At 70.8% G+C, this 8,920-nt stretch carries 9 protein-coding genes; 5 read left to right on the forward strand and 4 right to left on the reverse strand.

Features of this window, described 5'->3' with window-relative positions:
- Positions 1-52: 52 nt before the first annotated feature.
- The 4 genes from MHY30_RS12435 to MHY30_RS12450 all read left to right on the forward strand — a co-directional run bounded on the left by MHY30_RS12435 (position 53) and on the right by MHY30_RS12450 (position 3,557).
- Positions 53-457 (forward strand): phage holin family protein, encoded by a 405-nt coding sequence (locus MHY30_RS12435; protein WP_239277212.1) that lies wholly within the window; start codon positions 53-55, stop codon positions 455-457.
- 34 nt (positions 458-491) lie between these two features.
- Positions 492-998 carry a low molecular weight protein-tyrosine-phosphatase gene (locus MHY30_RS12440; RefSeq protein ID WP_239277213.1) on the forward strand — a complete coding sequence of 169 codons (507 nt, stop codon included), beginning with the start codon at positions 492-494 and terminating at the stop codon, positions 996-998.
- A 27-nt stretch (positions 999-1,025) separates the two neighbouring features.
- The gene (gene purB / locus MHY30_RS12445; RefSeq protein WP_239277214.1) at positions 1,026-2,405 is read left to right on the forward strand and encodes an adenylosuccinate lyase; all 1,380 of its coding nucleotides are present in this window, start codon (positions 1,026-1,028) and stop codon (positions 2,403-2,405) included.
- 111 nt (positions 2,406-2,516) lie between these two features.
- A complete protein-coding gene (locus tag MHY30_RS12450) occupies positions 2,517-3,557 on the forward strand; it encodes a zinc-binding dehydrogenase (protein ID WP_239277215.1) in 1,041 nt (346 codons plus the stop codon).
- Between the two features lie 14 nt (positions 3,558-3,571).
- Here MHY30_RS12450 and MHY30_RS12455 read toward each other — a convergent pair whose 3' ends face one another.
- The 3 genes from MHY30_RS12455 to MHY30_RS12465 form a co-directional block, all read right to left on the reverse strand.
- Positions 3,572-3,916 carry an amino acid transporter gene (locus MHY30_RS12455; protein WP_239277216.1) on the reverse strand — a complete coding sequence of 115 codons (345 nt, stop codon included), beginning with the start codon at positions 3,914-3,916 and terminating at the stop codon, positions 3,572-3,574.
- A complete protein-coding gene (locus MHY30_RS12460) occupies positions 3,913-4,548 on the reverse strand; it encodes an acyl-CoA synthetase (RefSeq protein ID WP_239277217.1) in 636 nt (211 codons plus the stop codon). Before MHY30_RS12460 ends, MHY30_RS12455 begins: the two co-directional genes overlap by 4 nt.
- A gap of 197 nt (positions 4,549-4,745) precedes the next feature.
- Entirely contained in the window at positions 4,746-6,872 is a 2,127-nt protein-coding gene (locus MHY30_RS12465) for an MMPL family transporter (RefSeq protein ID WP_239277218.1), read from the reverse strand.
- Between the two features lie 82 nt (positions 6,873-6,954).
- On the opposite strand from MHY30_RS12465, the gene MHY30_RS12470 reads away from it, so the two are divergent.
- Positions 6,955-7,440: a MarR family winged helix-turn-helix transcriptional regulator gene (locus MHY30_RS12470; RefSeq protein ID WP_239277219.1), complete on the forward strand. Its 486-nt coding sequence runs from the start codon at positions 6,955-6,957 to the stop codon at positions 7,438-7,440.
- Between the two features lie 75 nt (positions 7,441-7,515).
- Here MHY30_RS12470 and MHY30_RS12475 read toward each other — a convergent pair whose 3' ends face one another.
- Complete coding sequence (locus MHY30_RS12475; RefSeq protein WP_239277220.1) at positions 7,516-8,751, reverse strand: alpha-hydroxy acid oxidase; 1,236 nt, start codon at positions 8,749-8,751, stop codon at positions 7,516-7,518.
- Between the last annotated feature and the right edge of the window lie 169 nt (positions 8,752-8,920).

Here is an 8,920-nt window from a genome sequence, read left to right on the forward strand (position 1 = left end):
CCTAACCGCGTGGGCCTCGCGCGCGTCAGACCCGGCGTGCCACGATGGGGGCATGCGCTTCGTCGTCCGCGTGGCCGTCAACGCCTTCGCCATCTGGATCGTCACGCTGCTCCCGGCCCTGCAGGTGACGCTCATCCCCTTCGCCCCCGGCGAAGGACTGCAGGTGGCGCTCACGCTGCTGCTGGTGGGGCTCATCTTCGCCCTCGTCAACACCATCGTCGGCACGGTCGTGAAGATCGTTGCCATCCCGCTCTACATCCTGACCCTCGGCCTCATCTCGCTCGTGATCAACGGCTTCCTGCTGTGGCTGACGGGGGTCATCACGGCGAACTGGGATTGGGGCCTGCGCACGGGCGAGTTCTGGCTCACGGTCGTCGCGGCGCTGCTGATCGGCATCATCAACGCCGTCCTCGGCGGCCTGCTCCGCCCTCGCCGCGACGAGCGCTCACGTCGCTGATGCGCGAAACGGTCGTCCCCGCCATGATGGAGGGATGACCGCGAGTGCCGACGCGCCCTTCCGCGTCGTCTTCGTCTGCAGCGGCAACATCTGCCGGTCGCCGATGGCCGACGTCGTGTTCCGTCGTATGGCCGATCACGCGGGGCTCGGCTCACGCGTCGTCTCGACGTCGGCCGGCACCGGCGACTGGCACGTCGGCGAGCGCGCCGATCACCGCACCCTCGCGGCGCTCGAGCGTCTGGGGTACGACGGCGCCGCGCATCGCGCGCGGCAGTTCACGTTCGCGGACTTCGCGCACAACGATCTCGTCGTCGCCCTCGACCGCAGCCACGAGCGCGTGCTGCGCGGATGGGCCCGGCACGACGACGACGCCGACAAGATCGCGCTGCTGCTGTCGTTCCTCCCGGATGCCGAGACCCTCGACGTCCCCGACCCGTACTACGCCGGTCCCCCGATGTTCGACGAGGTGCTCGGTATGATCGAACGCGCCAGCCGAGCCCTGTTCCGGCAGCTCGAGCCCGCCATTCGTTCCGCGGGCTGACATCTTCGCGCGACCCCCGGGAGATCCGTGTCCGCTCTGCCCCCGCAGCCCCTCAGCCCGCTCGACGGACGCTACTTCGCGACCGTCTCGGAGCTCGGCGACTACCTGTCGGAGGCGGGCCTGAACCGCGCCCGCGTCGAGGTGGAGGTCGAGTGGCTGCTGGCCCTCACCGACCGATCGTTGTTCGGCACCTCGCCGGTCGGCGACGCCGACCGCGCGCGGCTGCGGGCGCTGTACGAGGACTTCGGTGCCGACGAGATCGCCTGGCTCAAAGAGAAAGAGGCGGTCACCCGCCACGACGTCAAGGCGATCGAGTACCTCGTGCGCGACCGGCTCGACAGCCTCGACCTCACCGCCCTGGCCGAGCTCACGCACTTCGCCTGCACGAGCGAAGACATCAACTCCACCGCCTACGCCCTCACCGTGCAGCGCGCGGTGCAGCGCGTGTGGCTGCCGAAGCTCCGCGCCGTCACGGCGGCCCTCGCCGAACTCGCCCTGCAGCACCGGGATGCCGCGATGCTCTCGCGCACGCACGGCCAGCCCGCAACGCCCACCACGATGGGCAAGGAGATCGGCGTCTTCGCGTGGCGCCTGGAGCGCGTCATCCGTCAGCTGGATGCCGGCGAGTACCTCGCGAAGTTCTCCGGCGCCACCGGCACGTGGTCGGCGCACGTCTCCGCCGAGCCCGACGTGGACTGGCCCGCGCTCACGCGCTCGTTCATCGAGTCGCTGGGGCTGGGCTTCAACCCCGTGACGACGCAGATCGAGTCGCACGATTGGCAGGTCGAGCTGTACGACCGGGCGCGGCACGCGGGGGGCATCCTGCACAACCTCGCGACCGACGTCTGGACCTACATCTCGCTCGGGTACTTCACCCAGATCCCGGTCGCCGGGGCCACGGGCTCGTCGACGATGCCGCACAAGATCAACCCGATCCGCTTCGAGAACGCCGAAGCGAACCTGGAGATCTCGGGCGGATTGTTCGCGACCCTGGCATCCACCCTCGTCACCAGCCGCCTGCAGCGCGACCTCACCGATTCCACGACGCAGCGCAACATCGGCGTCGCCTTCGGCCACTCGCTGCTCGCGCTCGACAACCTGCAGCGTGGCCTCACCGAGATCTCGCTCGCCGAAGACGTGCTGCGAGCCGACCTCGACGCCAACTGGGAAGTGCTCGCCGAGGCCATCCAGACTGTGGTGCGCGCCGAGATCGCCGCGGGGCGCTCGCAGATCACCGACCCGTATGCGCTGCTGAAGGACCTCACGCGCGGCCGTCGTGTCGGCGGTCCCGAGCTCGCGGAATTCGTCCGCGGCCTCGACATCGGCAACGCTGCGAAGGAACGCCTGCTCGCCCTCACCCCCGCGACGTACGCCGGCCTCGCCTCTCGCGTCGTCGACGCGCTATAACCCCGGCCATAAACGCGATTCGCCACCAGAAACACGGGGGCACCGCGTTTCTGGGCGGGAATCGCGTTTATCGCGACGAACCGCGGTGGGTGTCCCGGGAGAATGGATGCCGTGCGCGCGATGATCATGGACGCCCTGGCCCATCCTCTCGAGGTGCGCGAGGTGCCGGAGCCGACGGCTCCGGCGGGTGGTGTCGTCGTCGAGGTGCACGCGACGGGGCTGTGCAAGAGCGACTGGCACGCGTGGGTCGGACATGACGACGTCGCCCTCCCCCACGTCCCCGGGCACGAGCTCGCCGGTGTCATCGCCGAGGTCGGGGCGGGCGTGGGCGGGTGGAGCGTCGGCGATCGCGTCACCGTCCCGTTCGTGATGGGCTGCGGTGCGTGCGAATGGTGCCGCAGCGGGAACGCGCAGGTGTGCCCGCGCCAGGAGCAGCCGGGCTTCACGCAGTGGGGCTCGTTCGCCGAACGCGTCGTGGTGCGCGCGGCCGACACCAACCTCGTCGCCATCCCCGACGGCGTCTCGTTCGAGGCGGCGGCGGCCCTCGGATGCCGCTTCGCCACCGCCTATCGCGCCCTCACCGGCCGCGCACGCGTGCGTGCCGGCGAGTGGGTCACCGTGGTGGGGGCCGGGGGCGTGGGGTTGAGCGTCGTCATGATCGCGGTCGCCCTGGGCGCTCGCGTGATCGCCGTCGACCGGACGCCCGCGGCGCTCGAGGTGGCGCAGCGTCTGGGCGCGGAGCACACGTTGCTCGCCGATGGTCGAGACGTCCCGTCGGCCGTCGCCGATATGACCGGAGGCGGCAGTCACGTGTCGATCGACGCCGTCGGCAGCGCGCAGACCGCGCGCGACGCCGTGCTCAGCCTGCGTCGCCGCGGCCGGCACGTGCAGATCGGGCTGCTCCCCACCGCGGACGGGCAGACGCCGATGCCGATGGCGCGCGTGATCGCGTGGGAGCTCGACCTCCTCGGCAGCCACGGCATGGCCGCGGCCGACTACCCCGAGATGCTCGACCTCATCGCAGCGGGGACGCTCCGGCCGCAGGACCTCATCGAGCGCGTCGTCGGTCTCGGGGAGGCCGCGACGATGCTGCCGGCGATGGACACCGCCGCGCCGGCGGGCATGACGATGATCGACCCGCGACGGGTCTGAGCGGCGCGGCGACGTCAGGCGCGCGGAGCCTCGGTGTCGTCGGCGGGACGCGTGTCGCCGTCGGCATCCGCATTCTCGTCGTCGGACGGGACGAGCAGGGGGCGATCGACCTGCTTCGCGACCTGCGACGGGTCGACCGCGAGCAGCAGCAGCGCGACGCTGACGAGGACGACGATGAACGTCACGCCCGCGGCGATCGCTCCGACCACGAGAGCGCGCTGGATCTCTTCGGCCGGGCGGGCCTGGAAGGCGCCCATCGTGGTGAGGGTGACGACACCGGCGAACACCGCGGCGATGAAGGCGAGGCCGAGCAGTTGCACCGGCTTCATGAGGTCACGGCGGGTGGGCTTGTCGGTCATGATGCGGCCTCCTCGGCGGGTACGGCCGGAACCGGCTCCGGGCGGCGCGGCGAGAACCCGGCGATCGCCAGGTAGACGGCGATGATCGCCGCGTAGCCGCCGAAGATGCCGACGGCGATGGTGATTCCCGTGAGGGTGAAGGTGCCGGCGCCCTCGATGGTGTAGTCGTACGAGAAGGCCGGGCTGGTGGCGAGCAACCCGATCACGAGAGCGAGCGTGAGGATGCCGACGGTCACACCGTCGCGAGCGACGGACGCCGACCGGCCCGCACGACGGTCACGCACGGCCCCGACGATCTCGATCACGCCCGACACGGCCGCCCACACGATGACGAGAACGAAGAAGAATGTCGTGGTGCGCCACGCGCCGACGCTCGCGGCGAGACCGGCCACCCCCGTCACGACCGCCAGAAGTACCGGCGTCACGCGCTGCCCACGGGGAAAGACCAGCCACGCCGCGACGACGAAGACGAGGGCCGTCGACAGAGCGAAACCGCTGAACACGCTGCCCCCGACGGCGGCGGAGTGATCCGGCGAGAACGTGACCATGACGGCGGCGAGCGCAGCGAAGAGCGCGCGCGCCAGCTGGACGTGGCGCACGTCGAGGGAGCGCACAGAAGCAGGAGTGGTCACGGAGGGTCCCGGTGAGGCGGAGTCGATGGCATCAAGTCTATTCCCCGGCGGCTGGACGGCCTCCGAGTGCACCGACGTCGAGACATCGCCCGGGCCCACGCGTCCGGGCGGGCCCCGGCGAGCGGACGGCCGTTCACGTCCGCCGGGAACGGCTCCGGGCCGGGGGGTATCTGGGAGCGTCCCCCGACCCGGAGGTCTCAAGCGACCGGCTCGCGCGTGCGACGCCGGGCGCGGGTCTGCGGGATCTCGGGCTCAGGCTGCGCGGCCGCCTCGGCGTCGGTCACCGCCGGGCGGCGGGGCCACCAGAACCGGTCGCCCGCGATGAACGCCATGGCGGGGACGATCACGGTGCGCACGAGGAGGGTGTCGATGAGCACACCGATGCACACGATGATGCCGATCTGCGTCAGCGTGATTAGCGGCAGCACCCCGAGGACCGCGAAGACCGCCGCGAGCAGGATGCCGGCGCTGGTGATGACGGCGCCGGTCGCGGCGAGAGCCCGGATCATCCCGCGGGTCGTGCCGAGCGTGCGCGCCTCCTCCTGCGCGCGGGTCACGAGGAAGATGCTGTAGTCCACGCCCAGGGCGACGAGGAACAGGAAGCTGAACAGCAGCACGTTCGTATCGATCGCGGGGAACGCGAACAACGGCGTCTGGAACAGCCACCACGCGGCGCCGACCGCCGAGAAGAAGCTCGCGACCACGGCGAGCAGCAGCAGCACGGGTGCGAGGAGGGCCCGCAGCAGGATCACGAGCACGATCAGCACCAGGACGAGGATGAGCGGGATGATGAGCGCCTGGTCCCGCTCCTGCGCCCCGGCGACGTCGAGGGCGCGCGCGTCGAGTCCGCCCACGAGCGCCTCTCCCGACCCGATGCCGTCGAAGTCGGCCCGCATCCGCTCGATCGCGGCGAACGCTTCCGGCGTCTCGGCGGAGGCGTTGAGCGTGACGTCGATGCGTGCCCAGTCGGTCGTCTCCTCCACGAGGCGGGCCGAGTCCACCCCGTCGATCGCGGTGGCCGCCTCGACGACGGCGGCGGCGTCGGCGACGGGCGCCATCACGGTCGCGGGCGAGGTGGCGCCCGCGGAGAACGCCTCGGCGAGCACCTCCTGCCCGCGCACGGCATCCGGCTTCTGCAGGAACCGGTCGTTCTGCGACAGGCCCGTCTGCACGAAGAACAGGCCGCTCGCGAGCGCGCCGAGCACGACCGCCCCGCTGATGGCCACGATGATCGGTCGGCGCGACACGGCGCGACCGAGTCGGCCCCACGGGCTGCGCGCGATGGCATCCGGAGAACCGAACCGCGGAATGTAGGGCCAGAACAGACCGCGACCGAACAGGACGAGCGCCGCAGGAAGGACCAGGAGCGCGAACGCCATGGCGACGACGATGCCGATGGCGCACGCGAGACCGAGCGCACGGTTGCCCGACAGCTCACCCAGCAGAAGGGTGGCCAGCGCCAGGGCGACGGTCGAGCCGCTCGCGATGATCGCCGGCCCCGACCCCCGCACGGCGCGACGCATGGCTTCGCGGCGATCCTCGGCGAGGCGCAGTTCGTCGCGGTATCTCGCGATGAGCAGCAGCGCGTAGTTCGTGCCCGCACCGAAGACGAGCACGGACAGGATGCCGGTGACCGAGGCATCCAGCTGGACGCCCGCGAGGGCGGCGATGCGGCGCGCCACGATGCCGGCCGACGCGTCGGCCACGCCGATGACCACGAGCGGAACCAGCCACAGCCAGGGGCTGCGGTAGGTGATGAGCAGGAGCACCGCCACGACGATCACGGTCGTCAGCAGCAGGGTGAAGTCGGCTCCGTCGAACACGGCGGCGATGTCGACCTCGAAGCCCTCGGGGCCGGTGAGGTAGGTGTCGACCCCGGTGAGACCGTCGGCGGCCAGCGTGCGGATCTCGTCGGCGCGCTCGCTCTGGGCCTCGACGTCCTCTTCCGGGGCGAGGGGGACGACCAGCAGCGCGACCGTGCCGTCCTCCGACACCTGGGGCGGCGGGATGAACCCGTCGGGGGTGAGGTCGACGAGGTCGCCGAACGCCTTCTGCTGGATGGCGCCCACCGTGTCCGGCGGGAGCGCCTCGCCGTCGTCCGACGCGAAGACGAGCAGGGCGGAGGTCGTGTCGGCATCCGGGAAGCTCTCGAGGATCTTCTCGACCTGCACGGACTCGGCCGAATCGGGCAGTCCCGAGTCCGGCGCCGTCTCGGACTCGGCGCCCGACCCGAGCGTGAACAGGGCGGCCACGCCCGCGAAGGCCACGACGAGGACGATCCACGAGGTGCGGGCCGAAGTGAGGAAGCGCAGGAAGCCGTTCATCGCCGTCTTTCGCTAGATTCTGAAGTATCTCGAAAATCGAGATACGAGAAAGGTAGCCCAAAACGGACATAGGATGCCAGTCATGGAAGCGCCGGAATCTTCCACTCCTCCCTCCGTTGCCGGTGTCCCTCCCGTGCGACCCGCGACGGCGCTGGTGCGCGCCCTGTTCACCGCCGGCGCCGAGTTCGAGAAGGCGCTGCAGCGCGACCTCTCGGTCAATCCCACGGGGCTCGATGCCATGGGCCACCTGGTGATGTCGGGACCGCTCTCCCCCGGGGAGCTGTCGCGTCGCCTCGACCTCACCACCGCCGCCACGACGGCGGCGATCGATCGCCTCGTCGCGCTGGGGCACGTGACGCGGGCTCCCCACCCCACGGATCGGCGCAGCCTGCTCGTCGTCCCGACGGAGTCCTCGGTCCAGCGCGCCATGGGTCACCTCGCCCCGATGATCGCGGGCGTGGATGCCGTCCTCGACGACTTCACCGACGAGGAACAGGACGTGATCGCCCGCTACCTCGAACGCGTCGTCGCGTCGTACGCCCCGCGGCCCGCTCCGGCGGAGGCCTGAGGCCGACTCCGCGCATCGAGCGCCGTGCGCCGGGCTTCCGCGACGAGCGCCCGCGGTACGCGCCCGCGATGCGCGTCAGGAGGTGACGGGCACCAGACGGGTGAGCTGCGTGACGTGGCGGGGCTCGAGCTCGTCGAGGCTCGAGACGCCGAGCAGCGCCATGGTGCGTTCGATCTCGCTCCGCAGGATCGCGATCGTGCGGTCTACGCCCGCCCGGCCGCCCGCCATCAGCCCGTACAGGTAAGCGCGGCCGATCAGCGTGAACTTCGCCCCCAGGGCGACGGATGCCACGATGTCGGCCCCGTTCATGATCCCGGTGTCGATCATGATCGTGGCGTCCTTCCCGACCTCCCGCACGACCTGCGGCAGCAAGCGGAAGGGGATGGGCGCGCGATCGAGCTGACGCCCCCCGTGGTTGGAGAGCACGATGCCATCCACCCCGAGGTCGACCAGACGTGCGGCGTCGGTGACGTTCTGCACGCCCTTGACGACGAGCTTCCCCGGCCACATGCCCCGGATGAGATCGAGATCGTCGTAGCTGATCGTCGGGTCCATCGCGGCGTTGAGGAGCTCCCCCACGGTGCCCCCTGTCGTGCTGAGGGAGGCGAACTCGAGCTTCGGCGTGGTCAAGAAGTCGAACCACCACCACGGACGCGGGATCGCGTTGACGATCGTGCCGACGGTCAGCTGCGGCGGGATCGAGAAGCCGTTCCGCTTGTCGCGCAGGCGCGCGCCCGCGATCGGCGTGTCCACGGTGAACATGAGGGTGTCGAATCCCGCGGCGGCGGCGCGTTCGACGAGGCCGAACGAAGTTTCGCGCTGGCGCATGACGTACAGCTGGAACCAGTTGCGCCCCACCGGATTGGCCGCCTTCACCCCCTCGATCGACGTCGTGCCGAGAGTCGACAGCGTGAACGGGATGCCGGCCGCCGCCGCCGCGGACGCGCCCGCGCTCTCCCCCTCGGTCTGCATGAGGCGCGTGAAGCCCGTGGGCGCGATCCCGAACGGCAGGGCGGACGGTCCACCCAGGATCTGGCACGAGGTGTCGACCCCGGCGGCGGGACGAAGGATGTCGGGGTGGAACTCGACGTCCTCGAACGCGCGCCGGGCGCGGTCCAGCGAGATCTCCCCCTCGGCGGCACCGTCCGTGTAGTCGAACGCCGCCTTCGGCGTACGACGTCGGGCGATGGTGCGCAGGTCGCTGATCGTGAGCGCGGCGTCGAGGCGGCGTTTGCGCGCGTCGAGCTCGGGCTTCTTGAACTGCATGAGCTCCATGAGCTCGCCGACCTTGGGCAGATGACGCTGAACCATGAAGTCTCGCTCTCGTGTGGTCTGACCACAGCCTACGCCCCTGGCATCCCTCGGGCTCCGGCGGGCCCGAAAGCGTTGAGTGTCCAGAACACGCGGAACGCTCGGCGCGGCGTCCGCGCGTCTTGGACACTCAACCCCGGTCGAGGCGGGGGCGGGACGGGACGAGGGC

Origin of the sequence: Microbacterium sp. ACRRU (assembly GCF_022346945.1) — a bacterium.
Classification (GTDB): Bacteria; Actinomycetota; Actinomycetes; order Actinomycetales; family Microbacteriaceae; genus Microbacterium; species Microbacterium mcarthurae.